Genomic DNA, 24,306 nt, shown 5'->3' on the forward strand with positions numbered 1-24,306 from the left:
CGAACCTACCCCTGCGGCTCTCAGCTTGCTACGACGCCTCCGACGGGTAGGGCGACCAGCGCCGGGTCCAGCTGGATCCGGGTGATGCCGAGCGGTGCGAGGAGATCGTGGAGGGCGTCCTCGGAGACGCGCAGGAAGTCTTGGGTACCGGAGGCGGCTCGCAGGCGGTCCAAGGTGCTGAAGGCGATGCCGACACGCGGCCCGTCCGGCAGCCGACCGGTCTGCAGGGTGGCGGTGTCGCCGTGGCACCGGACGGGGACGAACCAATCAACCTGATGTCGAATGCTCACGCTTCGACGCTAACTTCTTCGTTGGCCGGAGCCCCTGCCTCTCACGGAGTTCGCACAGGCCTCTCACAAGCCGAGTTGGGTGGGTGTGCTCGGCGGGCCGTTGTCCAGCAGGCGCCGCACCAGCTCCGGGAGCTCGCGTGGGGCGAAGCGGCCCTCGTGGGCTTCGAGTTCGTCGAGGGTCCACCAGCGCATCCCGTGGACGTTCTCGGCGGCCAGTTCGGCGGCGGTCAGGGAGCCGGCCGGGGTGAAGTGGCTCGCGCGGATCAAGAAGATGTCGTTGAGAACGCCGTCGTACCCCGTGGCGTGGCCGTCGGCAACTACTTCCTGGTGCCAGAGGTGCACAGGGTCGTCGAAACCCGACAGCCCGACCTCCTCGGCCAGCTCCCGCCGCAGGCCCTCGACCAGCGTCTCGCCGGCTTCCAGCCCGCCGCCCGGTGTCGCCCAGAGCGGGCCGTCGGCGAACTCGAAGCGGACCAGCAGGATGCGGTCGGACTCATCCAGGATCACGGCACGGGCCGCCGGACGGAGCGCGGGCAGGCGGAGTTCCAGCTCGCGGTGCTCCTCGACGGCGCGGAAGCCGAAGCGGGCGTTGACCTTGCGCATCGGGGTGTTCGTCAGCGCCGTCCAGGTGTGCAGGAAGCGTTGCGTCGAACGGTGTTTCGCCAGTTGCTCGAGGTTGGCGAGCTTCAGGAACGTGCCGAGATTGTGGCCGCGGTGCTCACGCAGGACGAGCGTGTCGTCCTGCTGGGCGTTCTCGGTGTCCCCGCGGGACAGGTAGATCAGCGTGTATCCGGCCGGTGCGCCGTCGAGCGTGTGCGCCATCGTCACCAGCGCGAGGTAGCTGCGGTCGATCCGGGCCTCGCTCGCCTCGAGCTTCTCGACCGTCCACGGCACGACCTCACGCGTCATGCCGCCGGTCGGTACGTCGAGGTCCATCGCGGTGTGCAGGTCGGCGTACGCCTGCTGGTGCTCCGGCGGGCAGAGCCCCGCCCACGAGGTCAGCCGGTACCCGTCGAGCCGCCCCGCGTCCGAGCGCAGCTGCTCCAGCAGCAGGTCGTCGTACGGCAGCGGTACGACGAGATGCTCCTCGACGTGCTCGACCTGGAATCCGAGCCGCTGCGCGAACGCCGAGCCGGGCGACCCGGCCGCGGGTACGGCGACCTCGGCCTGCACGATCGTCCGGCCGAGCTGGGCGGCGCGGGTCGTTGCCCACTGCCACAGCGCCGTACCGATCCCCCGCCGGCGGTGGGCGGGCGGGACGTCGATCTCGACCTCGACCGTGTCGAGGTTGTCGTTCAGCCGGTACTCGAACAGCATCGTGGCGAGCACCCGGTCGTCCTCGAACGCGCCGACCGCGATCCGCTGCTTCAAGGGGCTCGGGTTGCGCAGCGAGTACCCGAGGGCCTCGCGGCCGGTCACCAGCGCGGCCTCCCGGCCGGCGACCGCGCCGGCCCGGAAGGCGTCGTACCACTCGTCGAACAGGGCCAGGTCGGCCGGGTCGATCTCGCGAAGGCTGATCACCCGGCCGACCCAACCAAACAATCGGGTCAGAACGCCAGTTCTTTAGACCGGCCCGACCTTGCCCGCGTACATGCCCATGATCACGAAGTTGTCCGCGTACGGCGCGTTCTTCAGGATCGGGTCGTCGTCGGCCGGGAACTTCGCCACCCGGGTGCCCTCGAGCGCCGGGTTGTTACCGTAGCGCTCCCAGAGCGGGATGATCGGCAGCAGTTCGTTGAACGCCATCGCCGCGGCGGTGATGTTCTTCTTCTGCTCGTCGAGGTTCAGGCCCTGGGCGGACTTGTCCACGACGGCCTTGAGGTCGATCGGACCGGCCGAGGTGGTCTGGTTCAGCGGGAAGTTCATGCCCTTGCCGCCCGAGTTCGCCGCGATCACGTAGTTGAACGTGTACAGGTCCTGGACGAACGCGAAGTACGGGTGCGGGTGGCTCGAAGCGCCCCAGGTCTGAATGGCGATGTCGAACTTGCCGGCCAGCACGTCCGGGTTCAGCTGGGTGAAGGTGATACCCCGCTTGGTGATGTTGAACCCGAACTTGTTCAGCTGGTCGGCCGCGTTGGTGGCGGCCGGGTTCCAGTCGGCGAACTCGGTCGGGAACTTGATGTCGTAGGCAGCCGGCTTGCCGTTCGGCAGCGTCCACTTGCCGCCGGTCTTCTTCCAGCCGGCCGCCTGCAGCAGGCTGGTGGCCTTGGCCTCGTCCTTCTCGTACGCCTGCAGCTTCTTCTGGTCGGCGTCCGAGATCCAGTCCGGGACCAGGATGTCGGAGAAGCCGGCCATGAACTTGCATGGCTTGCCGGAGTCGCCGAGGGCGACGGTGCCGTTCTCGCTGCGGTCCAGGACGTAGGCGATGGCCTGCCGGACGCGGGCATCGGCCAGCTCCGGGTGGGTGGTGTAGTTGAACACCAGCGACGGGCCCGAGTACACCGGCGGGCGGAGGATCCGGAACCCGCTGCCCAGCATGGTCTTCTCGCTGGCCACGGCGAAACCGTGGGTCGCGTAGTCGACGTCCTTGTTCATCACGACCGGCGTGATGTCCGAGGTCTCACCGTTGTACAGGACGACCTTGGTGAAGCCGATCTTGTCGGCGAACAGGCCCTTGTCGTTCTTGACCAGCGACATCTGCGCGTTGGTCATGCTCTTCACGTCGAAGTTGAACGGACCCGAGACCGGCGGGTTCTCCGGACGGAACTTCTGGAAGTCGCCGTTCAGTTGCTTGCCCTCGGCGCTGTCCAGGCTGGTCTTGGCCTTGCGCATGGTCTCGGCCTTGGTCGCCCACTCACCGTAGACCGAGTCCGGCAGGATGCCGGCGCGGAGGATGTAGCGCTCGAGCACGGTGGACGGCGTACCGATGGTGAAGACCACCGTGGTGTCGTCCTTGGCGCTGATGTCGGTCAGGAAAGTCCACTCCTGCTGGCGCAGCAGCCAGCGCAGGTTGAACGTCGACACGACGTCCTTCGCCGTCACCGGCTTGTCGTCGCTCCACTTCAGGCCGGAGCGCAGCTTCAGGGTGTACGTCTTGTTCGCCTCGTCCAGAGTCCCGGACTCGGCCATCATCCATTCCCACTTCTTGTCGGCCCAGTAGTACATGCCGGCGCTCGGGTAGACGAGGTCGAAGTACGGGCTGTTGCTGGCCTGAATGCCGTCGGTGACGCCGGCGATCAGGTTGAAGTGACCCTTCGGCGGGAGCTGGTACGGGTACGCCCCGTGGAACTCCTTGTTGCCGGACTTGCCGTCGCCCTCGCTGTTGCTGTTCGGCGAGCTCGGAGAGCACGCCGTCAGCGAACCGATGCCGGCGGCGCCGACACCGGCGATGCCGAACAGCTGGAGCACGTGCCGGCGGGAGACCGCATTGGTCAGGGCACTAGCGCCCGTTCCGTTGGTGCCGGGATCGTTGGTGTCGGTGGGGCTCATCCTTCGTCCTTTCTGGACTGACCGCACGCCCATGTGGGTCAGGTACTACTGGTGGGATTAACTACCGCCCTCGCGTTTTTCCCGCCGCCGGGTCACGACGATCCCGGCGACGACCACCAGGCCCAGTAGCAGGCCCAAACACAAGGTGAACAGGGTGACGACGAACTCCGGGGTGCCCGGCGACAGCGTGAGCAGGAGCACTCCGCTGGCCAGCACCAGGAACGCCGCCCAGCCGATGGCCATCCGGCCGAGCTGAGGTGACATCAAGCCCCCAGGTCATCCGGCCCGGCCTCGGGTACGCCGTCCCGCGCGACCACGTGGCACGCGGCGGACTGGCCGGATCGGATCGTGGTCAGGTCGGGGATCGTCGCGTCGCACAGCCCGTCCTCGAACAGCGGGCAGCGCGGGTGGAACGAGCACCCGGACGGCAGGTGCGCCAGGCTCGGGATCTCCAGGCTGCGCAAGGACTCACGGCCCTTGGTCTTGGTCAGATCCGGGTCCGGCTCGGGGATCGCGTCGATCAGCGCCCGGGTGTACGGGTGCGTCGGGGCGTTGATGATCTTCGGCGTCGGCCCGAACTCGACGATCCGGCCCAGGTACATCACCGCGGTCTTGCCGTTCCAGCCGAAGTACTTCGCGATCGCCAGGTCGTGGGTGATGAACAGGAACCCCACGCCGAGGTCGTCGCGCAGCCGGCCGAGCATCGCCAGCACGCTGATCCGGATCGACACGTCCAGCATCGAGGTGGACTCGTCGGCGATGATCAGCTTCGGGTCCAGCGTCAGCGCCCGGGCGACCGCGACCCGCTGCCGCTGGCCGCCGGACAGCTGGTGCGGGAACTTCGGCAGGTAGTTCTCCGGCGGGGTCAGGTCGACCTTGGTGAGCAGCTCGGCCGCGCGCTCGGCGGCGGCCTTCTTGGTCTTCACCACACCGTGCTTGAGCAGCGGAGCGGTGAGCGTCTGCTGGATCGTCCGCGTCGGGTTGAGCGAGGCGTACGGGTCCTGGTGCACGTACTGCACGCTGCGGCGGAAGGCGCCGAAGTCCTGCCGGTTCATCGACCAGATGTCCTGGCCGTCGAAGGCCACCTCACCGCTGGTCGGCCGGGACAGGCCGGCCGCCATCCGGGCGGCCGTGGTCTTGCCGGAACCGCTCTCGCCGACCAGGCAGAGCACCTCGCCGGGGTTGACCGACAGGTCCACGTCGTCGACCGCCCGGATCGGGCCGGCCTTGGTGCCGAACACCTGGCTGACGCCGCTGAGCGTCATCAACGGCGTCCGGGCGGTGGACTCCGAGGTCTCCGGGGACTGCTCCAGCGCGCTCATGATGCGTTCCCCAAGTCGCTCGGCACCTCACGCTCGAGGTGCACTTCCTTCCAGTGCAGGCAGGCCGCCTCGTGCGCCTCACCCGGCTCGTCGGTGATCGGGAACAGACCCGGGTCCTCGTCCTTGCACTCCTCGGTGGCGTACTTGCACCGCGGGCTGAACGTACAGCCCTTCGGGAGCGCGGCGAGGCTCGGCGGGCCGCCCGGGATCGACTCCATGTCCGGCAGGTCGCCGACGATCGGCGGGACGGCCTTGATCAGCCCGAGCGTGTACGGGTGCCGCGGCCGGTAGAACATGTCCCGGACGCCGCCGGTCTCGATGATGCGCCCGGCGTACATGGTGGCGACCCGGTCGGCGAGCTCGGCGGCCAGCGACAGGTCGTGGGAGATGAAGATCATCGAGAACCCGAGCCGCTCGCGGACCTCGTGCAGGACGTCGACGACCGAGCGCTGGGTGAGGATGTCGAGCGCGGTGGTCGGCTCGTCGAGGATCAGCACCTCGGGCTCGAGCAGCAGGCTCATCGCGATCAGCACCCGCTGCCGCATACCGCCGGACAGCTCGTGCGGGTAGCAGTCGAGCACCCGGGACGGCTCCAGCCGGACCAGTCGGAGCAGCTCGGACGCGCGGTCCTCGATCTCCTGCCTACTGGCCTTGGTGTGTGCGCGCATCGTGTCGTGCATGTGCGCGCGGATCTTCAGCACCGGGTTGAACGCGTTCATCGCGCCCTGGAAGACCATCGCCGCGTCCCGCCAGCGGAACTCCCGCAGGTCCTTGCCGTCCAGGCCGAGGACGTCGATCTCGGTGCCGTCGCCGCGGTTGAAGGTGACCTTGCCGCTGGCGTGCCCGAGGCGCGGCAACAGCCGCAGCAGGCCGAGGCCGAACGTCGTCTTGCCGCAGCCGCTCTCCCCCACCAGCGCCAGGCTCTCGCCCGGGAACAGGTCGAGGTCGACGCCGCGGACGGCCTGCACCGTCGTACCGGACCCGGTGCGGTACTCGACCTTGAAGTCGCGGACCGACAGCAGTGGCTTGCCCTGGCCGCCGCGCGTGGCGCGGGGGCTTGAAGAAGTCGTCGTCACGTGCTCACCGGTCCCGGAGCCGCGGGTTGAGGATCTCTTCGAGGGATCTCGTCATCATCACCAGTCCGAGCAGCAGCAGGATGATCGCGACCACCGGGCTGAGGATCCAGGCCAGGCTCGCGTCGTTGAAGATGGCGCCGGCGATCCAGGCGCGGTTCAGCATGATGCCCCAGTTCGACCCGGTCAGCGGGGCCAGACCGAGCAGGTACAGGCCGACCAGCTGGTAGATCGCGTTCGTCACGCCGATCATGAAGTTCATCAGGATGAAGCTGGCCATGTTCGGCAGGATCTCGACGAACACCACCCGGATCGTGCCGAGGTCGAGCAGCCGGGCGGCCTCGACGAACTCGCGTTCCTTCAGCGAGAACACCTGGGCACGGACCGCCCGGGTCAGCACCGGCCAGGACAGGCCGCCGACCAGCAGCGCCAGCAGGATCGGCGAGTCGAGCCGGAAGAACGCGCCGAGCACGGCGAGCAGGACGATCTGCGGGACGGTCAGGAAGACGTCGGCCAGCGTGACGACGACCGAGTCGACCCAGCCGCCGAGGTACGCCGCGAGCGAGCCGAGGACGATCGCCAGCGCGGTCGAGATCGCCGCGGCGAAGAAGCCGACGAAGATCACCGTCCGGCCGCCGCCGATCATCTGGATCAGGACGTCCTTGCCCTCGTTGTCGGTGCCGAGCAGGTGCCCGGGCGAACCGGCCGGGAGCAGGATCTCCTTGACGTTCGGCGCGACCTCGGGGAGGAAGAACGGCACGATCGCGGTGACCAGCACCAGCAGGCCGACGATCACGAACCCGATGAACCCGGCCGGGCTGCGGCGCAGCGACTTCAGGATGCCGGCGAACCGCGAGACACCCGTGGTGCCGATCGAGGTGACGGGGATGGAAGCCTCGGTCATCTCGTCACCCCTTGCCCTTGCCGCTGACCCGGATCCGCGGATCCAGCTGGCTGTAGAGGAGGTCGGCGATCAGGTTCGCCGCCACCACGGAGATCGTCAGGACCAGGAAGATGCCCTGCAGCACCGGGTAGTCGCGGCCGTTGACCGCGTTGAACAGGCTGAACCCGATGCCCTGGTAGCCGAAGATCCGCTCGACGAAGATCGAGCCGCCGACCACGAACCCGAGCGAGACGGCCAGCTGGCTGAACAGCGGCAGCACCGCGTTGCGCCCGACGTACCCGGACCGGATCCGCGAGTCGGACAGGCCGCGGGCCCGGGCGACCGTCACGTAGTCCTCGCCGAGCGTCTCGACCGTCGACGACTTCATCACCAGCGCCCAGGAGCCGACCGTGGTCAGCGCGTAGGCCAGGATCGGCAGTGTCGCGTGGTAGAAGATGTCGTTCAGGAAGCTCAGGCTGAACGACGGTTCGACGCCGGGGGTGTACGAGCCGCGGGCCTCGGTCAGGTTGAACAACTGCAGCTTCACGCCGAGGAACACGACGATCAGGATCGCCAGGATGTAGTTCGGGATCGCGTGCAGCAGCGAGCCGAGCGACGTCAGCAGATGGTCGATCCAGCTCTCCCGGCGGTAGGCCATGATCATGCCGGCCACGATGCCGATGATGAAGCTGAACACGGTGGCGACGCCGACCGAGAACAGCGTCCACGGCAGGTAGGTCTTGATCACCTCGGCGACCGTGGTGCCCGGTGACAGCACCGAGTTGCCGAAGTCGCCGTGCAGCAGGTTCAGCATGTAGGTGCCGTACTGCGACAGGAGCGGCGCGTCCGGATCCAGCGAGAACAGGTTCTGCGCCTGCGCGGCGGCGGCCTCGTACGAGATGCCGGTCTGCGCGATCTGCGTCTGGATGTACGTCTCGACCGGGTTACCCGGCAGCAGCCGGACCAGGAAGAACGTACCGGTGGTGACGATGAAGATCGTCAGGACCGCCTTGAACAGTCTTCGGACGAGCCAGGCGTTGAGAAAACGCCGAGCAGCCGAGGGTCTCGGTTCGACGGCAGGTCCTTCGATCAGCTTCGCCGCGGACGTGTCGACCGCACCGCTCACTGCTCACCTCCACGCGACTACCAGGGAAAAGTCGGTGGCACAGACCCTGAACAGCTCGACTTAGGAACACTGTCTTGCAAGGATCTGCGCATTGTGCAGACAGTCTGCGCATAGCTGGTCATCGAGTCAACGACTTGAGGCAACGTTGAGACAACGTTGCGGTGTGTGACGCAACGGTACCGGGGAGTGCAGGAACTGCCCGCCTCCGACACGGAGACGGGCAGTTGGCGTGCCGTTCTGGGAAGGTCAGCGCGTGGCGCGGTTGACAGCCGACACGACCGCCTTCAAGGATGCGGTGAGGATGTTGGCGTCCCGGCCGACACCCCAGTACACGTCGTCGCCGACCTCGCATTCGACGTACGCCGCGGCCAGCGCGTCGCCACCCGCCGAGAGCGCGTGCTCGTGGTAGTCCAGCACCCGGACGTCGTACTTCAGCGGCTTGATCGCGTCCACGAAGGCCGACACCGGACCGTTGCCTTCACCAACCAGTTCGTGCGGTACGCCGTTGGCATAGACCTGAACCCGGAGCTGGTCGCCCTGGCCCTCGCCGGAGGTCGAGTTGACGCTGAGCAGCGACAGCGCGCCGGGCGCCAGGTACTCGGCCGCGAAGATGTCCCACATCTGCTGCGGGCCGACCTCGCCGCCCTCGTTGTCGGTGTACTGCTGGATCACCCGGCTGAACTCGATCTGCAGCCGGCGCGGCAGGTCGAGCCGGTGCTCCGACTTCATGATGTACGCGACGCCGCCCTTGCCGGACTGCGAGTTCACCCGGATCACGGCCTCGTAGCTGCGGCCGACGTCCTTCGGGTCGATCGGCAGGTACGGCGCCTCCCAGGCGATCTCGCCGACCGGCTTGCCCTCGACCGCGGCCTGCTTGTCGAGCGCCTCCAGGCCCTTCTTGATCGCGTCCTGGTGCGAGCCGGAGAACGCGGTGTAGACCAGGTCGCCGGCGTACGGCTGGCGCTCGGGGACGCGCATCTGGGTGCAGTACTCGACCGTGCGGCGGATCTCGTCGATGTCGGAGAAGTCGATCTGCGGGTCGATGCCCTGGCTGAACAGGTTCATCCCCAGCGTGACCAGGTCGACGTTGCCGGTCCGCTCGCCGTGGCCGAACAGGCAGCCCTCGACCCGGTCCGCGCCGGCCATCAGGGCCAGCTCGGTGGCGGCCACCGCCGTACCGCGGTCGTTGTGCGGGTGCAGGCTGATCGTGCTGTGCTCGCGGCGGGTCAGGTTGCGGCCGAACCACTCGATCTGGTCGGCGTACACGTTCGGGGTGCACATCTCGACGGTGGCCGGCAGGTTCAGGATGATCTCGCGGCCCTCGGCGGGCTGCCAGACGTCACTGACCGCCTCGCACACCTCGAGCGCGAACTCCAGCTCGGTGCCGGTGAAGATCTCCGGGCTGTACTGGTACCCGAACTCGCAGTCGCCGAGGATCTCGTCGGCGTACTTCATCACGGTCTCGGTGCCGCGGACCGCGATCGTGCGGCACTCGGCCTTGTCGACGTTGAACACCACCCGGCGGAACAGCGGCGCGGTCGCGTTGTAGAGGTGGATGGTCGCCTTCGGCGAGCCCTGCAGCGACTGCACGGTGCGCTCGATCAGCTCCTCGCGCGCCTGGGTCAGCACCGAGATCGTCACGTCGTCGGGGATGACGTCGTCCTCGATCAGGCTGCGGACGAAGTCGAAGTCGTACTGGCTGGCGCTCGGGAAACCGACCTCGATCTCCTTGTAGCCCATCTTCACCAGCAGGTCGAACATCCGCCGCTTGCGGGCCGGGGACATCGGCTCGACCAGCGCCTGGTTGCCGTCGCGGAGATCGGTGGACAGCCAGCGCGGTGTGCGGTCGACGGACCCGGCCGGCCAGGTGCGGTCGGGCAGGTCGATCGGCGGGAACGCGCGGTAGCGATGGGTCGGCATACCGGACGGCTGCTGAACAGGCTTGGGCTGGTTCTTCGGTGCCACGGGGGTTCTCCTCGGAAGTACGGGTGTCGTGAGGGACGACCGGCGTACGTCAGGACTCCGCGGCGAGGGACCGGCCTTGTCAGGCCTCGCCGCGGCAGCGAAGGAGGAGAAGCTGGTGCCGCATGATGCCAGCGAGTGTATGCACAACTCCCCCGCCCCGTCGAACCGGGGGTCTCGACCGGCGAGACACGGAGAGTGACGAGAGCTTCGCTGAGGATGTGCTGAAGATTTCGTTCCCGCGGCCGCGGGCGATGCGAGGATGGCCCGATGACGCCGCGAGTTCTGGTGGTCGAGGACGCGGAACCGATCCGGACCGCCGTCGGGATCGCGCTGTCCGAGGCCGGGTACGGCGTCCGCACCCGGCCCGACGGTGAGGGCTTCGAGCGGGAGCTGGCCTCGTGGCGGCCCGACCTGGTGCTGCTGGACGTGATGCTGCCGGGGCGGGACGGATTCGAGCTGCTCACGGTCGCTCGGGAGACGTCGAACGCGGGGGTGATCCTGCTGACCGCGCGGGACGCCGTCGACGACCGGTTGCACGGGTTGCGGACCGGCGCCGACGACTATGTGGTCAAACCGTTCGTGCTGGCGGAGTTGATCGCGCGGGTGGAGGCGGTGCTGCGGCGGATGGGACGGCTGCGGACCGTGCTGACCGTCGGCGACCTGGAGGTGGACGTCGAGGCGCAGGCGGTCCGCCGGGGCGGAGAAGAGATCGACCTGACCGCGACCGAGTTCAAGCTGCTCGCGTTCCTCGCCGGGCGGGACGGGAAAGTGGTCGGCAAGACGCAGCTGCTGACCGCGGTCTGGGGGTACGACGACTACGCCGACAACCTGGTCGAGGTGTACGTCAGCGGCCTGCGCCGCAAGCTCGAGGCCCACGGTCCGCGGCTGCTGCACACGGTCCGCGGCTCGGGGTACGTGTTGCGCTCATGAACCTGTCGTTGCGGATGCGGGTGACGTTGACCGCCATCGCCGTACTGCTGGTGGTGCTGCCGGTGACCGGGCTGACGGTGAAGAAGGTGTTCGACGCACAGGCCGAGCGCAGCCTCGACTCGCTGCTCACCGGGCGGGCGCAGCTGGCGCAGCAGCTCGCACGGCAGAACGTTGCTCCCGGCAACTTGGTGCGGCGGGTGGACGCGGACGGGGTGCGGGTGACGCTGGTCCTGCGGAACGGGCGGCAGCTCGGTGCGCCGCCTGTCGACGCGGGCGGGACCGTCCGGCAGGTGAAGGCGACGTTGCCGGCCGGTCAGCAGACGAAGGGTGCGACGCTGCTGCTGTCCGCGGATACGGCACTGCTCGCCGACGCGAGCGCCCGGCTGCGCAACGTACTGCTGATCTCTGGTGGGCTGGCGATTCTGATCACGGCGCTCGCGCTGGTGATCGGGATGCGGTTCGCGCTGGCGCCCCTGGACGCGATGACCGGGCTGGCGCGGTCGATCGCGGCCGGCCGGCGAGGTGGGCGGTTACAACCGAAACGCGCCAACACCGAACTCGGCCGGACAGCGGCCGCCTTCGACGAAATGCTCGACGCCCTCGAAGGTGCCGAGGGCGCGGCCCGCCACGCGGAGGGGACGGCGCGGTGGTCGGAGGATCGGATGCGGGAGTTTGTTGCTGATGCCGCGCATGAGCTGCGGACGCCGGTGGCCGGGTTGCAGACTGCTGCGGAGACGCTGATCCAGTTGGGTCCCGACGCCACGGCAGAGCAGCGTGAGGAGCTCGAGCTGCTGCTCGTGCGCGAGTCGCGCCGTGCGGGCACCCTGGTCGCCGACCTGCTCGAGTTGAGCCGCATCGACGCCGGTCTGCAGCTTCACCTAGCTCCCGTGGACCTTCGCGAGCTGGCCGAGGCTCAGGCCGCCCGCGTTCGCCTGACAGCGCCTGATGTCACCGTCGAGGTGTGTGGCGCCGGGACCGTCACCGCTGATGGCGATCGCCTCACCCAGGTCCTCACCAACCTCGTCGACAACGCCCGCCAAGCCGGCGCGCACGCCTTGCGGATAACGGTCGCGCCGACCGGCGTACTGGTCGAGGACGACGGCCCCGGCGTACCGCCCGCAGCCCGTGACCGCATCTTCGCCCGCCTTGTCCACGGCCCACACAGCAAAGGCGCCGGCCTGGGCCTGGCCATCGCCCGAGGCGTAGCCCGAGCCCACGGCGGCGACCTCACTGTCACCGACCGCCCCGACGGGAAGCCCGGCGCAGCCTTCCACCTCCACCTCCCACCGACAGCGGCCTAGGTGCGGAGGAGATCGGGGATGGTGGTGGTGTGGTTGGCGAGGATTCGGGCCGGGTCGGCGCCCAGGACCTGGTGGAGGACGGTGGCGTAGACGTCGCGGAAGTCCGTGGTTGCCTTCAGGTCACCGTTGGACAAGTCTGTGAGGCTTGGCTGTTCGCCGTAGAAGCCGCCGGCGACCTTCGAGCCGAGGACGAAGACGGGCCCCGCGGTGCCGTGGTCCGTGCCGTCGCTGCCGTTCGCCTGGACGCGGCGGCCGAACTCGGAGTACACGAGGACGACAGCGTTCTTCCCGCGATCCGTCTTCTGCAGCCGTTGGACGAACGGCGTCAGCGCACCGTCCAGCTCGGTCAGCAGCCGCTGCTGCGTGCCGCGTTCGTCCGCGTGGGTGTCGAAGCCGCCGAGCGACGCGGAGTACGCCCGGGTCGGCACCCCGGCCTCGATCAGGCCGGCGATGAGGTCGAGCTGGGCACCCAACTGCGACGCCCCGCCCGCGGACGCGCCCTTCGTCCGTTCCTCGTCGTCCTCGTCCTCCTGCTCGTGGCCGCTCCGGACCGCTTGACCGAGGACCTGCGTCGCGTTCTGCAGATCCAGCAGTGACTTGGCGGCCCGCGCCTGCCACGGCCCTTCGCCCGCGCTCGCCTTGCCCAGCGCCGCGAACGCCGTACCGAGCGCACCACCTGGCAACGCCAACCCGCGCAACGGCAGCGAGGCCGCGGCCGTGGTCTCGCCTGCCAGCAATGGGGGCAGCGTGGGCTCCACCGAGACTGCACGCAGCGGGTCCGCGCCGGTCGCGTCGAGCCAGCGGCCGAGCCAGCCGGTCGGGACCGGCGACTTCGGCGACGCGGTCTGCCAGATCGCCATCGACCGGAAGTGACTGCGATCCGGCTCCGGGTAGCCGACCCCGCGCACGATCGCGAGCCGCTTGTCGTCCCACAGCCCTTTCAGGCCCTTCATCCCCGGGTTCAGCCCGAGCCCGTCGCCGAGGTCCAGGACCTCGTTGCCTTCGTATGCCAGGTCCGGCCGCGCCTTCTGGTACGCCGGGTCCGCGGCCGGCACGACGGTGTTCAGCCCGTCGTTGCCGCCGTAGAGCGTGATGACGACGAGCACCGACTGGTCGCTCGGCAGCGGGTCGTCGACCGCCGCGGTCATCAGGTCCGACCAGTTCACCTGGGTCGCTCCGGCCGCCAGCGCACCCGCGGCCGTCACACCGCTGAGCGTCAGGAACCGTCGTCTTGTCAGATTGTCCACAACTCCTCCTATCCGCTCACGACGTACTCGGGGGCGCAGGCCGCGACCGCGACCAGCTGCGCAGGCTCCTTCACACCGGCCAGTGCCGCGCGGGTCCGCTCGGACCAGCCGTCGACGCCGAGCAGGGCGCCGACCGCGCTCACCCGATCCGCCGCATCGTCGACAATCGACAGGTCCGCCTTCTTCGCGACCTGCTGTGCGAGCTGCAGACGAGTGACACCGGCCGACGTCGTGAGCCAGCTCGCACCCGCCGGCCAGCCGCCGACGCTGGGCGGCCGGTAGGGCAACTGCCCCATCCCCCGGAGCCCGGCGAGCAGCTTGGTCTGTTCCTTCTCCTCCAGCTGCCCCGGTCGCAGCTTCAGCGCGCGCAGCAACCCGACCGCCCACTCCACCGGCTGCTTCACCAGACTCGCCGACGGATCCTTGAAACCCGCCTCGCCGACCATTGCCGTCAGCAACGACCTGATGTCGCGAGCATCGCCGTACGCCGTCCGCAGCCGGGCAACCGTGGCGGCGTCCGGCGGCGTCGCCGACACCAGCCGGAACCACAGCCGCCCGATCACGAATGCGGCCGACGCAGGCTGGGCCAGCGCCAGCCCTGCGAACCCCTTCGCGTCGAAGTCGCCGGTCCGGCCGAGCACCGTCTTGCTGCCGGAGTCGAACCGCCGGCGCTGGAACATCGCGCCCTGCTCGCGGAGCACCCACCCGGTCAGGCAGCGGGCGCCCTGCGCCACGTCCGCCTCCTGGTAGTGCCCGATGCCGAGCGTGAAGAGCTCCATGAACTCGCGCGCCAGGTTCTCGTTCGGCGAGCCCTTGCGGTTGCGCTGCCCGTCGAGCCAGCGGATCATCGCCGCGTCCACGACCATCGCCTGCGCCAGGTCACCGAACCGCCCGAGCGCGAGCTTGCGCTGGGTCTGGTTCTGCGCCAGCATCCAGGCCGCGTTCCGGACCTTCTGGTTGCTGGTCGCGAAGTGGCCGTGCCAGAACCAGGTCAGCCGCTCCCCTGCGGTCCGGCTCACCACCATCCGGTCCAGCCACCAGACCGTCAGCTTGCGCTCCTGCGCCGCCCGCTGCCTGGCCGCCGCCTTCTTCGCGTCCTTGTCCGGCTTCCCGCCCTGCTTCTTGCCCGCCTTGTCCTGGTTCTTGTCCATCTTGTCCTTGGCCGGCGGAGCGAGTCCGGTCGGCGGGGCGAGGGCACCGGCCGCCGCGTCCGTGGCCGGCCCGAGCAGGCGCCGTACGGTCTCGTCGACGCCGGCCCGGAGGTCGCCGGGCGCAGGCCCGAAGCCCAGCCGGTCGTTCAGGCGCCGGACCAGGGCGGTTTCGCTGATCTCGGTCATGCCCCGATGGTTTCCACCCGGCCGCCGCCGGACCAGGATCCGGGCGCTTTCCTCAGCGGATCCACAGGTCGAGTAGACAGCGTCTATCGCGATCCTGTAGACACTGTCTACGTGATCGCGATCGGCCTGCTGACGGCCTCCGCCGGCTGCCACGCCGCCTGGAACCTGCTGATGAAGCGCGGCGGTCTGGGCGGTCCCGGCTTCATCTGGTTGTGCGGCCTGCTGACACTGCCGGTGTCGGTCGTCTTGCTGCTGCGTGGATCGCTCGCCACCGCCTGGTGGGCGGGACTCGTGAGCATGGCACTGCACACGACCTACGCCGTCACGCTGCAGAAGGCGTACACCTTCGGGGACTACTCGACTGTGTACGCCGTGAGCCGCGGCACCGCTCCGGCCCTGGTGGCGCTCGCGGGCGGGTCCGGCCCGCGCGTGTTCGCCGGGGCCGCACTCGTGCTGGTCGGCGTACTCCTGATGGATCCCCCTCGGTCGCGTACGCCCGCTCGCGGCGTGCTGCTAGGACTTGGCGTTGCCACGTGCACGGCGGCGTACACGCTCTGGGACGGGTACGCGGTCAGTTCACTGCACGTCGACCTGCTGACGTACCTCGCGGTGGCGAACGTGGCCCAGGTCGTCACGCTGTCGGCCGTCGTGCGCGATCACCGCGGCGCGCTGCGGGGGTGGCGGCAGGCTGCGCCCATCGCCGTACTCATGCCCGCGAGCTACGGACTCGTCCTGCTCGCACTGTCGGTCGCCTCGGTCGCGACCGTCGCGATCGGCCGGTCGATGAACGTCGTCCTCGGCACGCTGCTCGGTGCGGTCGTCCTCCGTGAGCGACCGCGCGTCGCGGGGCTGGCCGTGGTGGTGGCCGGCGTACTGCTGGTCAGTCTCTGAAAGGAGTGTCGGTGAAGGATCTGATCTGTTTGCACGCCGGTACGAGTGGTCCGTCGACGTGGAACCGCTTCATCCCGGACTTCGAGGCTTTGGGCTACCGCGTCCACTGCCCGACGCTGCTGGGCCACGGCGATGCCCCACGCCGCAACCCGTACCTGCTGGACGACTTCCGGGACCAGGTATTGCTCGACCTCGACGGGCTGGATCGCGTGACGCTCGTCGGAAACTCGCTCGGCGCGTACGTCGCGAGCGCGGTCGCCGCGGCGGCGCCGGACCGGGTCGAGAGGCTGGTCCTCGAGGAGCTGCCGGTGCCGCCGAGGGACCTGACCGACGGCGATCCGACCAGCAGGCCGATGCCGCCCGCGGCGTTGCTGGTCGCGGGATGGCTGACGAGGCGGCGCTGTGACCGCCGGTTGCTGCGCGACGTCGTCGCGGACCTCCGACGGCCACAGCCCGACTGGTGGACCGGCCTCGCGAAAGTCAAGGCCCCGACGCTGCTGCTGGCCGGCGGCGAAAGGAGCCATCTCGACCAGTCCCGGTTCGCGCTCGTCGCCAATCAGATGCCCTCAGCAACAATTGAGACGATCGAGGCCGGCCACCGGATCCACAGCCGGGCCCCGGAGCGCTGGCTGTCCACGGTGCGGGAGTTTCTTGCCTTCAAGGGCGCTTGAATTCCTAGGCTTACGGTATGACGGAAACCCTCCTCGACCGGATCGGCACCCACGGCCTCGGCGTGCTGGTCACCCTCAAGCGCGACGGCCGGCCGCAGCTGTCCAACGTGACGTACGTGTTCGACGGATCCCGCGTCCGGGTCTCGCTCACCGACGACCGCGCCAAGACCCGGAACCTGCGCCGCGACCCGCGCGCCAGCCTGTACGTCGACGGCCCCGGCGGCCGCTCGTACGTCGTCCTCGAGGGCAAGGCGGAGCTCAGCCCGGTCGCGGCCGACCCGCACGACGAGGTCGTGGAGGACCTCGTCGACTACTACCGCACCGCCTCGGGCGAGCACCCCGACTGGGACGAGTACCGCGCGGCGATGGTGCGGGATCAGCGCCTGATGTTCTCGATGGCCGTGGACCACGCGTACGGCATGCCCACCCCGGCCTGACGACCGCTCAGCGCCGGGCGGCCTCCCGGTAGCGACGCGGAGCGATGCCGTTGACGCGCTTGAAGGCGTTGCTGAACGCACTGTCGGACGTGTATCCCAGGGAATGCGCGAGCGCCGCCAGCGGCGTGTCCTCGTCGCGCAACGCGCGCTCGGCCAGGCGCATCCGCCAGTTGAGCAGGTACGTCAGCGGCGGCACGCCGGCCACCGAACGGAACCGCTCGGCGAACGTCGTCCGCGACATCGCGGCCGCCCGGGCGAGCTCTTCGAGTTGCCACGCCCGGCCGGGCTGGTCGTGCATCAGGCGCAGCGCGGGCGCGATCCGCTCGTCGGCGATCGCCCGTAGCCAGCCGGCCGGTAGCGCGTCGGCCTCGGTGAGGCAGGCGCGGAGAGCCTCCAGGAACAGCAGGTGCGCGACATCGTCCGCGGCCAGGGTCGCACCGGGCTCGGAGGTCGCCGCCTCCCGCGCCAACCGCGTCAACAGCCAGCGGAACGTCGCGGCCCGCTCGTCGGTGGCACGCAGGTGGATCACCGGCGGCAGCGCGCGCATCAGCAACTCCTCGCCGGTCCGGTTCAGCGAGACGTGTCCCCCGACGCCGACGACCTTCGGGCCACGGCCGCTGCCGGCACCGTCGCCGAAGCGGGCGATCGGTCCGTCGGCGGCTCCGAACGCCTCGACCGCGTCGCCGATCGGCGCCGAGTCCGAGTTGCCCTTCACGAACTCGTGGCGGCCGTCGAAGAGGACGACGTCACCGGGCTCCATGGCGATCCGGCCGACGTCGAGATCGTCGAAGTCGATCCAGCACGTGCCCTCCACCGTGGCGGTGAACTTGAGCCGCTGCGAGGCCGGGTAGCGCAGCGCCCACTCGCCGTACGCCTCGAAGCCGCGCGAGACGTGACAGTGCGCTTCGGTGAGCGCCAGAGTGTCGGTCAGCGGATCTGCCACATCCGTACTATCGCGCAAGTTATCGAGACTCTCAAGCATTCTGCGTCCGGCCACGGCGGCCTAGCGTGGAGACATGCAAACACCACTGGGTTCAGGATTCACCGCGGCGTCGACGACGGACGACGTCCTCGAAGGCATCGATCTGCACGGGAAGCTCGCGATCGTCACCGGCGGGTACTCCGGGCTGGGCAAGGAGACCGTCCGCGCGTTCCGGTCGGCCGGGGCCGAGGTCGTGGTGCCGGCGCGTGACGTCGGGCGAGCCGCGAGCGAGCTCGCCGACATCGCCGGGGTCACCGTAGGAAAGCTTGACCTGCTCGATCCGGCGAGCATCGACGCGTTCGCGGACGACTTCCTGCGCAGCGGCCGGCCGTTGCACATCCTGGTGAACAGCGCCGGGATCATGGCGAACCCGCTGACCCGGGACGCCCGCGGCTACGAGTCGCAGTTCGCGACCAATCATCTCGGGCATTTCCAGCTCACGACCCGGCTGATTCCCGCGCTGCGCAAGGCCGGCGGAGCGCGCGTCGTGGCGGTGTCGTCGCGCGGCCACCGGTACAGCGACGTGCACTTCGACGACCCGAACTTCGAGCGCCGCGAGTACGAGCCGTACCCGGCGTACGGGCAGTCGAAGACCGCGAACGTGCTGTTCGCGGTCGAACTGGACGAACGCGAACGGAGCAACGGGATCCGCGCCTTCGCGGTCCACCCGGGCAGCATCATCACGCACCTGGCCCGGCACTCGGACCGTGAGCTGTTGCGCCAGGGCGGTTTCCTGGACGAGAACTACGAGCCGATCATCGACCCCGCGCGCGGGCTGAAGACCGCGCAGCAGGGCGCGGCGACGCAGGTGTGGTGTGCGGTCGGTCAGCAGCTCGACGGGTACGGCGGGGTGTACTGCGAGGACGTCGACATCGCGACGCTGCACACGTCCGACGTACCGGACGCCGAGGTGCTGGCCGTGACCCCGGGCGCGTTCGGCGTCCTGCCCTACGCGATCGACCGGGACAACGCGCGGCGGTTGTGGAAGCTCAGCGAGGAACTTCTCGACCGCGAATAAACCAGTCGCGGTAAGCAGTCCACTCGGTGGACGCTGGGGGCGTGGAGATCATCGAACTGGTACCCGACGACGAGGCCGGGTGCATCGACGCAGTCGCCGTAGAGCGCGCCGCGACCCAGCAGGACTGCCCGGAGATGGTGACGTCGACGCCGCGGGGGTTCGCGAACTCGCTGCGGTACGGCTGGGACCTGGAGCCGCAGCGCGCGTTCCTGGCCCGGAACGCCGACGGTACGGCGGTCGCGCTCGCCAGGGTGTCGCTGCCGACGTACGACAACACCAACCAGGTGTGGTTCGAGGTCGCGGTCCGTCCGGACCATCGCGACGGCGTGGTCGAGGCGGCGCTGATCGAGTTCGTCGAGCAGCTCGCCCGCGACGAAGGCCGCACCATGATGGGTTTCGGCAGCTTCGACCTGCCCGACGCGATCGCGGTGGCGCACAAGCACGGGTACGAGCAGAAGGCGGTCGAGGTCAACCGCCGGCAGGACCTGGCCGGACTCGACTGGGCGATCGTCCGGTCGCTGTACGACCAGGCGGTCGCGGCCTCGACGGCGTACGAGCTGATCACGCTCACCGGGTCACTGCCCGAGGACATGCTCGACGGGATGATCGCGGTGACCGCGTCCATCAACGACGCGCCGAAGGACGACCTGGACATCGAGGACGACGTCTACAGTCCCGAGCGGTTGCGCGCGTACGAGGAGGCGCAGACGAAATGCGACCACACGCTCTACCGCGTCGTCGCCCGCGAGAAGGCCACCGGCGAACTTGCCGGCCACACGGTGATCGCGGTCGAGCGTGAGCGCCCGCACCTCGGCTGGCAGCACGACACCGCGGTCTCCCGCGAGCACCGGGGTCACCGCCTCGGCGCGCTGCTCAAGACCGCGATGCTGCTGAACCTCCGCGACGCCGAGCCGGCGCTCACCCAGGTCGACACCTGGAACGCCGAGTCCAACAACCACATGATCGGCATCAACGAGCAGCTCAACTACAAGATCGTCACCCGGTACCTGGCCTACCAGAAGAACCTCTGAAACAGACCGGGGGCGCCGCATCAAGCGGCGCCCCCGGCTCAGCACTACTGCAGGATCACTCCCCGACCAACTGGTTCCAGTGGCCGGTGACCGAGAAGATGCCGGTGCCCGGGATGGTGCCGCCGGGGACCCGGCCGTAGGACGTGACCGCGGTCGTCGAGCCGTTGAACTTGCTCATCGCGTACTGGTAGGCCGAGTCGGTGTCGTTGTCGAAACCGGTCACCAGCGTGCCGCCCTTGTCACCGCACTCCCTGGCGGCCAGCGACTCGTAGGCCGCGAAGCCCGTGCTCCGGACGAGCTTCAGGATCGGCTTGGTCGAGGCCGCGGCCGGGATCCGGACCGTCCAGAGCGCGCCCGCCTTGGTGGTCATCAGCAGCGTGTCGTAGGTCGGGGTCTCGGAGATCACGGTCATCGCCTTGAAGCCCTGGAAGCCCGGGAAGTGGCCGAGTGCCCGGAAGGTGGCACCCGACGCCGCGTAGCGGTACAGGCTGCCGTTGGTGCTCAGCCCGTACAGGTACGAGCGGTTCGGCGCGGTGATCGCGTAGTTCGACGTCACGAGCTGGGTGAAGCTGGTCCAGCCGGAGCCGATCCGCGCGTACGTCGGCCGCGGGTACTCGGTGTCGAAGTAGGTGACGCCGCGGTACAGCGTGCCGTTCTGCACGAACAGACCGTGGTAGTAGAGGTGCGCGTCGGTCTGCACGCCGTACCACGTCGTATTGAGACGGGTGCCGACGAAGCGGAACTCCCCGTACCACTGACCGCGCGGCGGCTTGCCCGGCGTGATCAGGACGTCGTTGATCCCCGGCGTCGGGGTGTTGAAGCCCACGTCCTGCACGCATCCCCCGGAGGTGGCGAGCTTGGTGGTCGGCGTGGTCTTCAGGTTGCCCTCGGCCGGGTTGGCGATCGCGGGCGTCGGGTTGGACCGGACGGCGGCGGTGGCCGGGCCGGCGGCGGCCGTGGCGGCGAGCATGCCGACCCCGGCCAGGGCAAGCGCGAAGCGCTGCAGTTTCATACTGGGAGTCCCCCTCAGGACATGAACAAACCTCGATAGGCCTCGAGATCGTGCGCGAGCATAACGCGCGCGGGGGACAGAACACGCCGCAGTTGCAGCTTGTTGCACCTTGTTGCAACGGTTCCAGGCTAGACCGCCTCGACGACCGTCACCTTCATGCGGTTCGACAGCGTGAAACCCAGCGAGTCGTAGAGGCGGATGGCGGTGCTGTTGGCGCCGCCGGTGTGCAGGAACGGGGTCCGGCCGGTCGCCGTGATTCGTGCAGCGACCGCGCGGATCAGGCGACTGGCCAAGCCCTGCCCCTGGTACGCCGGGTGCGTGCAGACTGCGCTGATCTCGGTGTGACCGGGCAGCGCGAACCGGGTGCCGGCCATCGCGACCAGGTCACCGTCGCGGCGGATGCCGACGTACGGGCCGAGCTCGATCGTGCGGCTCCGGAACGGGCCCGGGTCGGTCAGCGCGACGAGCGCGAGCATCTCGGGGACGTCGTCCGGCCCGAGCACGACCGCCTCCGGGTCCGCGGCCGGCAGCGACTCCGGCGCGACGAACTGGACCAGATCGATCTCGACCTCGATCTTGAAACTGTCCGGCACCGGCAGCGCCGGACGCATCAGCGCCGCCGTCCTGCCGGCGCCGACGAGGACCGCCGCGTCGGCCCAGTCCTGCTCGGTCGGCTCGTCGGGCAGTGCGAGGAACGGCGCCACGGCCGTCGGGTAGCGACGGGCGTTGCCGCGGATCTCGGCGAACGCGGTGTGCACGCCGGTCAGCGCCGCGTGCACCGGGTTGCGCAGGTCCATCAGAATCCCAGTTTGCGGAGATTCTTGGCGTCGGTCTGCCAGTTCTTCGCGATCTTGACGTGCAGGTCGAGATACACCGGCGTCCCGAGCAGCGCCTCGATCTGCTTCCGGGCGGCCGCGCCGACCTCGCGCAGCCGCGCGCCCTTGTGGCCGATCACGATGCCCTTCTGGCTCTCCCGCTCGAGGAAGATGTTCGCGTACACGTCCAGCAGCGGCTTGTCCTCGGGCCGGTCCTCGCGCAGCCCCATCTCGTCGATCGTCACCGCGATCGAGTGCGGCAGCTCGTCCCGGACGCCCTCCAGCGCCGCCTCGCGGATCAGCTCCGCGACCAGCGTCTCCTCGGGCTCGTCGGTGATGTCGCCGTCCGGGTACAGCGCGAAGCCCTCCGGCAGCAGCTTCACGAGCTCGTCGGCGACCAGGTCGACCTGGTACCCCGAGGTCGCGGACACCGGGACGATCGAGGCCCACTCGATGCCGACGGACTCGCCGAGCGCCTGGATGTCGGCCAGGTGCGCGACCATCCGGTCGGGCTCGACCAGGTCGGCCTTGGTGGCGAGCGCGACCTTCGGCGTCTTCGCGACCTTCGCCGCCTCGCCGACCAGGAAGCGGTCGCCGGGGCCGATCTTGTCGCTGGCCGGCAGGCAGACCGCGATCACGTCGACCTCGGCCCAGGTGGTCTTCACCAGGTCGTTCAGCCGCTCCCCCAGCAGCGTGCGCGGCTTGTGCAGCCCGGGCGTGTCGACCAGGATCAGCTGCGCGTCCTCGCGGTGCACGATGCCGCGGACGGCGTGCCGGGTGGTCTGCGGCTTCGACGAGGTGATCACGATCTTCTTCCCCACCAGCGCGTTGGTGAGGGTGGACTTGCCCGCGTTCGGCCGGCCGACGAAGCAGGCGAAGCCCGCTTTGAAGTTCTCAGGTGTGGACGACATCGCGGACCTCTCCAGTGCCGAGGGCAAGGACAACGGGAATGTTGGCGCCGGCGAAGTGCCGTACGACGTTGACGTCGGCGGACGTGGACTCGGTGACCACCGCGGCCGCCTCCAGTCCCTTCACACCCGACGCGAGCGCCATCGCCACCGCCAGCTGCAGCGCGGTCAGCTCGACGGTGTCGAGCGCGACCGTGCAGGCGGCGTACGTCCGCCCGTCGGAGTCCCGGACGGCGGCCCCCTCGGCCGCCCGGGTCCGGGCGCGCGCGGCGCGGGCGAGCGTGACGAGTTTGGCGTCTTCCGCCGAAAGGTCTGACAACGTGAACGCTCCTAGGCGTGCTGGTGGTTCTGGTCCTGGGACTCCGGCGCGGGCTCTTCGCGCCGTACCAGAACGGTACCTACCTGGTTGCGGCGGCCGGACGGCCGCTCCGCGGTCAGCGACAGCCCCTCGATCGTCACCTCGGCGCCGGGGATCGGCACCTTGCCGAGCAGCTTGGCCATCAGGCCGCCGACGGTGTCGACGTCGTCGTCGTCCAGCGGGACGCCGAACAGTTCGCCGAGCTCGTCGATCGGCAGCCGGCTCGACACCCGGTACGCGCCGTCGGACAGGTGCTGCACCGAGTCCGGGTCCTCGTCGTACTCGTCGGTGATCTCGCCGACGATCTCCTCCAGGATGTCCTCGATCGCGACCAGTCCCGCCGTCCCGCCGTACTCGTCGACGACGATCGCCAGGTGCATCCGGGCCGCCTGCATCTCGCGGAGCAACTCGTCGACGGGCTTGGAGTCCGGGACGTACATGCACGGCCGCATCACCGACTCGACCCGCTCGGTCGACTCGGCCTGGGCGTTGTCGTACACCCGGCGCATCACGTCCTTGAGGTAGACGACGCCGACGATGTCGTCGAGCGACTCGCCGATCACCGGGATCCGCGAGAACCCCGAGCGCAGTGCCAGCGACGTGAGCTGGCGGAGCTTCTTGTGCCGCTCGATGTAGACCATGTCGGTCCGCGGCACCATCACCTCGCGGACGATGGTGTCGCCGAGCTCGAACACCGAGTGGATCATCTGCCGCTCGCCGGACTCGATCACCGCGGACTTCTCCGCGTAGTCGACCAGCGCCCGCAGCTCGGCCTCGGTCGCGAACGGGCCCTCGGCGAACCCCTTGCCCGGGGTCAGCGCGTTGCCGAGCATGATCAGCACCTTCGGCAGCGGGCCGAGGATCCGGGTCACCGCCATCACCGGGCCCGCCGACAAGATCGCGAACCGGTCCGAGTGCTGCCGGCCGAGGGTCCGCGGCGCGACGCCGATGATCACGTACGAGACCAGCACCATCACCACGGAGGTGATCAGGATGTGTTCCCAGGTCACCTCGAGGACCTCGGACAGCGCCTGGGTGACCAGCACGATCGCGGTGATCTCGCAGCTCAGCCGGAGCAGGAGCAGCGAGTTCAGGTAGCGCGGCGCGTCGGACAGCAGGTCGCGCAGCCGGACCGCGCGCAGGTTGCCCTGCTCGACCTGCTCGTTCGCCCGCACCTTCGAGTACGACGACAGCGCCGCCTCCGCGCCGGCGAACAGCCCGGCGAGCAGCACCAGCACCGCAGCCACAACCAGCAGGACCAGGTCGTGGGAAGTCATCGC

The 24,306-nt window shown here is 69.3% G+C and carries 24 protein-coding genes; 7 read left to right on the top strand and 17 right to left on the bottom strand.

The annotated features are described in order from the left end of the window. Positions 1-20: 20 nt before the first annotated feature. The 9 genes from ABZW60_RS39285 to leuA form a co-directional block, all read right to left on the bottom strand. Positions 21-290, bottom strand: a complete 270-nt coding sequence (locus ABZW60_RS39285; protein WP_355485749.1) for an SAV_915 family protein — start codon at positions 288-290, stop codon at positions 21-23. Between the two features lie 63 nt (positions 291-353). Then, the gene (locus tag ABZW60_RS39290; RefSeq protein WP_355485750.1) at positions 354-1,811 is read right to left on the bottom strand and encodes a bifunctional GNAT family N-acetyltransferase/NUDIX hydrolase; all 1,458 of its coding nucleotides are present in this window, start codon (positions 1,809-1,811) and stop codon (positions 354-356) included. Between the two features lie 42 nt (positions 1,812-1,853). After that, positions 1,854-3,719, bottom strand: a complete 1,866-nt coding sequence (locus ABZW60_RS39295) for an ABC transporter substrate-binding protein (RefSeq protein ID WP_355485751.1) — start codon at positions 3,717-3,719, stop codon at positions 1,854-1,856. 57 nt (positions 3,720-3,776) lie between these two features. Next, a complete protein-coding gene (locus ABZW60_RS39300; RefSeq protein WP_355485752.1) occupies positions 3,777-3,983 on the bottom strand; it encodes a hypothetical protein in 207 nt (68 codons plus the stop codon). Beyond that, positions 3,983-5,041 carry an ABC transporter ATP-binding protein gene (locus ABZW60_RS39305; protein ID WP_355485753.1) on the bottom strand — a complete coding sequence of 353 codons (1,059 nt, stop codon included), beginning with the start codon at positions 5,039-5,041 and terminating at the stop codon, positions 3,983-3,985. The genes ABZW60_RS39300 and ABZW60_RS39305 overlap by 1 nt, the downstream gene beginning before the upstream one ends. Beyond that, positions 5,038-6,117 (bottom strand): ABC transporter ATP-binding protein, encoded by a 1,080-nt coding sequence (locus ABZW60_RS39310; protein ID WP_355485754.1) that lies wholly within the window; start codon positions 6,115-6,117, stop codon positions 5,038-5,040. The genes ABZW60_RS39305 and ABZW60_RS39310 overlap by 4 nt, the downstream gene beginning before the upstream one ends. Before the next feature lie 4 nt (positions 6,118-6,121). After that, a complete protein-coding gene (locus ABZW60_RS39315) occupies positions 6,122-7,018 on the bottom strand; it encodes an ABC transporter permease (RefSeq protein ID WP_355485755.1) in 897 nt (298 codons plus the stop codon). A gap of 4 nt (positions 7,019-7,022) precedes the next feature. Then, entirely contained in the window at positions 7,023-8,123 is a 1,101-nt protein-coding gene (locus tag ABZW60_RS39320) for an ABC transporter permease (RefSeq protein ID WP_355485756.1), read from the bottom strand. Positions 8,124-8,369: 246 nt separating this feature from the next. Continuing rightward, complete coding sequence (leuA, locus tag ABZW60_RS39325; RefSeq protein WP_355485856.1) at positions 8,370-10,043, bottom strand: 2-isopropylmalate synthase; 1,674 nt, start codon at positions 10,041-10,043, stop codon at positions 8,370-8,372. Between the two features lie 312 nt (positions 10,044-10,355). Between leuA and ABZW60_RS39330 the strand changes: the two genes are divergently transcribed. Further along, positions 10,356-11,018 (top strand): response regulator transcription factor, encoded by a 663-nt coding sequence (locus tag ABZW60_RS39330; protein WP_355485757.1) that lies wholly within the window; start codon positions 10,356-10,358, stop codon positions 11,016-11,018. Further along, positions 11,015-12,319 carry a HAMP domain-containing sensor histidine kinase gene (locus tag ABZW60_RS39335; RefSeq protein WP_355485758.1) on the top strand — a complete coding sequence of 435 codons (1,305 nt, stop codon included), beginning with the start codon at positions 11,015-11,017 and terminating at the stop codon, positions 12,317-12,319. The genes ABZW60_RS39330 and ABZW60_RS39335 overlap by 4 nt, the downstream gene beginning before the upstream one ends. On the opposite strand, the gene ABZW60_RS39340 is transcribed toward ABZW60_RS39335, so the two are convergent. Then, entirely contained in the window at positions 12,316-13,566 is a 1,251-nt protein-coding gene (locus ABZW60_RS39340) for a DUF1501 domain-containing protein (RefSeq protein WP_355485759.1), read from the bottom strand. The two genes, ABZW60_RS39335 and ABZW60_RS39340, sit on opposite strands and share 4 nt — an antisense overlap. Before the next feature lie 8 nt (positions 13,567-13,574). Continuing rightward, positions 13,575-14,903, bottom strand: coding sequence for a DUF1800 domain-containing protein (locus tag ABZW60_RS39345; protein WP_355485760.1), 1,329 nt, complete (start codon positions 14,901-14,903; stop codon positions 13,575-13,577). 111 nt (positions 14,904-15,014) lie between these two features. Here ABZW60_RS39345 and ABZW60_RS39350 point away from each other — a divergent pair, with 111 nt between their 5' ends. From ABZW60_RS39350 to ABZW60_RS39360, 3 genes are read left to right on the top strand one after another with little or no spacing between them, the layout of a single operon-like run. After that, on the top strand, positions 15,015-15,794 hold the full coding sequence (locus tag ABZW60_RS39350) for a hypothetical protein (RefSeq protein WP_355485761.1): 780 nt from the start codon (positions 15,015-15,017) through the stop codon (positions 15,792-15,794). A gap of 11 nt (positions 15,795-15,805) precedes the next feature. Continuing rightward, the gene (locus tag ABZW60_RS39355; RefSeq protein WP_355485762.1) at positions 15,806-16,465 is read left to right on the top strand and encodes an alpha/beta hydrolase; all 660 of its coding nucleotides are present in this window, start codon (positions 15,806-15,808) and stop codon (positions 16,463-16,465) included. Between the two features lie 17 nt (positions 16,466-16,482). After that, positions 16,483-16,902, top strand: coding sequence for a PPOX class F420-dependent oxidoreductase (locus ABZW60_RS39360; protein ID WP_355485763.1), 420 nt, complete (start codon positions 16,483-16,485; stop codon positions 16,900-16,902). Positions 16,903-16,909: 7 nt separating this feature from the next. Here the strand turns inward: ABZW60_RS39360 and ABZW60_RS39365 are convergent, their stop codons facing one another. Continuing rightward, positions 16,910-17,845: an AraC family transcriptional regulator gene (locus tag ABZW60_RS39365; RefSeq protein ID WP_355485764.1), complete on the bottom strand. Its 936-nt coding sequence runs from the start codon at positions 17,843-17,845 to the stop codon at positions 16,910-16,912. 73 nt (positions 17,846-17,918) lie between these two features. On the opposite strand from ABZW60_RS39365, the gene ABZW60_RS39370 reads away from it, so the two are divergent. Then, a complete protein-coding gene (locus ABZW60_RS39370; protein ID WP_355485765.1) occupies positions 17,919-18,902 on the top strand; it encodes an oxidoreductase in 984 nt (327 codons plus the stop codon). A gap of 41 nt (positions 18,903-18,943) precedes the next feature. Next, a complete protein-coding gene (locus ABZW60_RS39375; protein ID WP_355485766.1) occupies positions 18,944-19,933 on the top strand; it encodes a GNAT family N-acetyltransferase in 990 nt (329 codons plus the stop codon). A gap of 55 nt (positions 19,934-19,988) precedes the next feature. On the opposite strand, the gene ABZW60_RS39380 is transcribed toward ABZW60_RS39375, so the two are convergent. The 5 genes from ABZW60_RS39380 to ABZW60_RS39400 all read right to left on the bottom strand — a co-directional run bounded on the left by ABZW60_RS39380 (position 19,989) and on the right by ABZW60_RS39400 (position 24,303). Next, positions 19,989-20,945, bottom strand: a complete 957-nt coding sequence (locus ABZW60_RS39380; protein WP_355485767.1) for a hypothetical protein — start codon at positions 20,943-20,945, stop codon at positions 19,989-19,991. Between the two features lie 128 nt (positions 20,946-21,073). Further along, the gene (locus tag ABZW60_RS39385; RefSeq protein WP_355485768.1) at positions 21,074-21,742 is read right to left on the bottom strand and encodes a GNAT family N-acetyltransferase; all 669 of its coding nucleotides are present in this window, start codon (positions 21,740-21,742) and stop codon (positions 21,074-21,076) included. Then, entirely contained in the window at positions 21,742-22,671 is a 930-nt protein-coding gene (gene era / locus ABZW60_RS39390; RefSeq protein ID WP_355485769.1) for a GTPase Era, read from the bottom strand. Before era ends, ABZW60_RS39385 begins: the two co-directional genes overlap by 1 nt. Continuing rightward, the gene (locus tag ABZW60_RS39395) at positions 22,655-22,987 is read right to left on the bottom strand and encodes a cytidine deaminase (protein ID WP_355485770.1); all 333 of its coding nucleotides are present in this window, start codon (positions 22,985-22,987) and stop codon (positions 22,655-22,657) included. Before ABZW60_RS39395 ends, era begins: the two co-directional genes overlap by 17 nt. Before the next feature lie 11 nt (positions 22,988-22,998). Next, the gene (locus ABZW60_RS39400) at positions 22,999-24,303 is read right to left on the bottom strand and encodes a hemolysin family protein (RefSeq protein ID WP_355485771.1); all 1,305 of its coding nucleotides are present in this window, start codon (positions 24,301-24,303) and stop codon (positions 22,999-23,001) included. Positions 24,304-24,306: the final 3 nt, after the last annotated feature.

This window comes from Kribbella sp. NPDC003557 (genome assembly GCF_040610805.1).
Classification (GTDB): domain Bacteria; phylum Actinomycetota; class Actinomycetes; order Propionibacteriales; family Kribbellaceae; genus Kribbella.

Bases quoted from the DNA above. Each gene is read 5' to 3' on its own strand.
- ABZW60_RS39295 (WP_355485751.1), bottom strand. From the start codon at position 3,719: ATGAGCCCCACCGACACCAACGATCCCGGCACCAACGGAACGGGCGCT.
- ABZW60_RS39300 (WP_355485752.1), bottom strand. From the start codon at position 3,983: ATGTCACCTCAGCTCGGCCGGATGGCCATCGGCTGGGCGGCGTTCCTG.
- ABZW60_RS39305 (WP_355485753.1), bottom strand. From the start codon at position 5,041: ATGAGCGCGCTGGAGCAGTCCCCGGAGACCTCGGAGTCCACCGCCCGG.
- ABZW60_RS39315 (WP_355485755.1), bottom strand. From the start codon at position 7,018: ATGACCGAGGCTTCCATCCCCGTCACCTCGATCGGCACCACGGGTGTC.
- leuA (WP_355485856.1), bottom strand. From the start codon at position 10,043: ATGCCGACCCATCGCTACCGCGCGTTCCCGCCGATCGACCTGCCCGAC.
- ABZW60_RS39330 (WP_355485757.1), top strand. From the start codon at position 10,356: ATGACGCCGCGAGTTCTGGTGGTCGAGGACGCGGAACCGATCCGGACC.
- ABZW60_RS39335 (WP_355485758.1), top strand. From the start codon at position 11,015: ATGAACCTGTCGTTGCGGATGCGGGTGACGTTGACCGCCATCGCCGTA.
- ABZW60_RS39345 (WP_355485760.1), bottom strand. From the start codon at position 14,903: ATGACCGAGATCAGCGAAACCGCCCTGGTCCGGCGCCTGAACGACCGG.
- ABZW60_RS39360 (WP_355485763.1), top strand. From the start codon at position 16,483: ATGACGGAAACCCTCCTCGACCGGATCGGCACCCACGGCCTCGGCGTG.
- ABZW60_RS39370 (WP_355485765.1), top strand. From the start codon at position 17,919: ATGCAAACACCACTGGGTTCAGGATTCACCGCGGCGTCGACGACGGAC.
- ABZW60_RS39380 (WP_355485767.1), bottom strand. From the start codon at position 20,945: ATGAAACTGCAGCGCTTCGCGCTTGCCCTGGCCGGGGTCGGCATGCTC.
- ABZW60_RS39385 (WP_355485768.1), bottom strand. From the start codon at position 21,742: ATGGACCTGCGCAACCCGGTGCACGCGGCGCTGACCGGCGTGCACACC.
- era (WP_355485769.1), bottom strand. From the start codon at position 22,671: ATGTCGTCCACACCTGAGAACTTCAAAGCGGGCTTCGCCTGCTTCGTC.
- ABZW60_RS39400 (WP_355485771.1), bottom strand. From the start codon at position 24,303: ATGACTTCCCACGACCTGGTCCTGCTGGTTGTGGCTGCGGTGCTGGTG.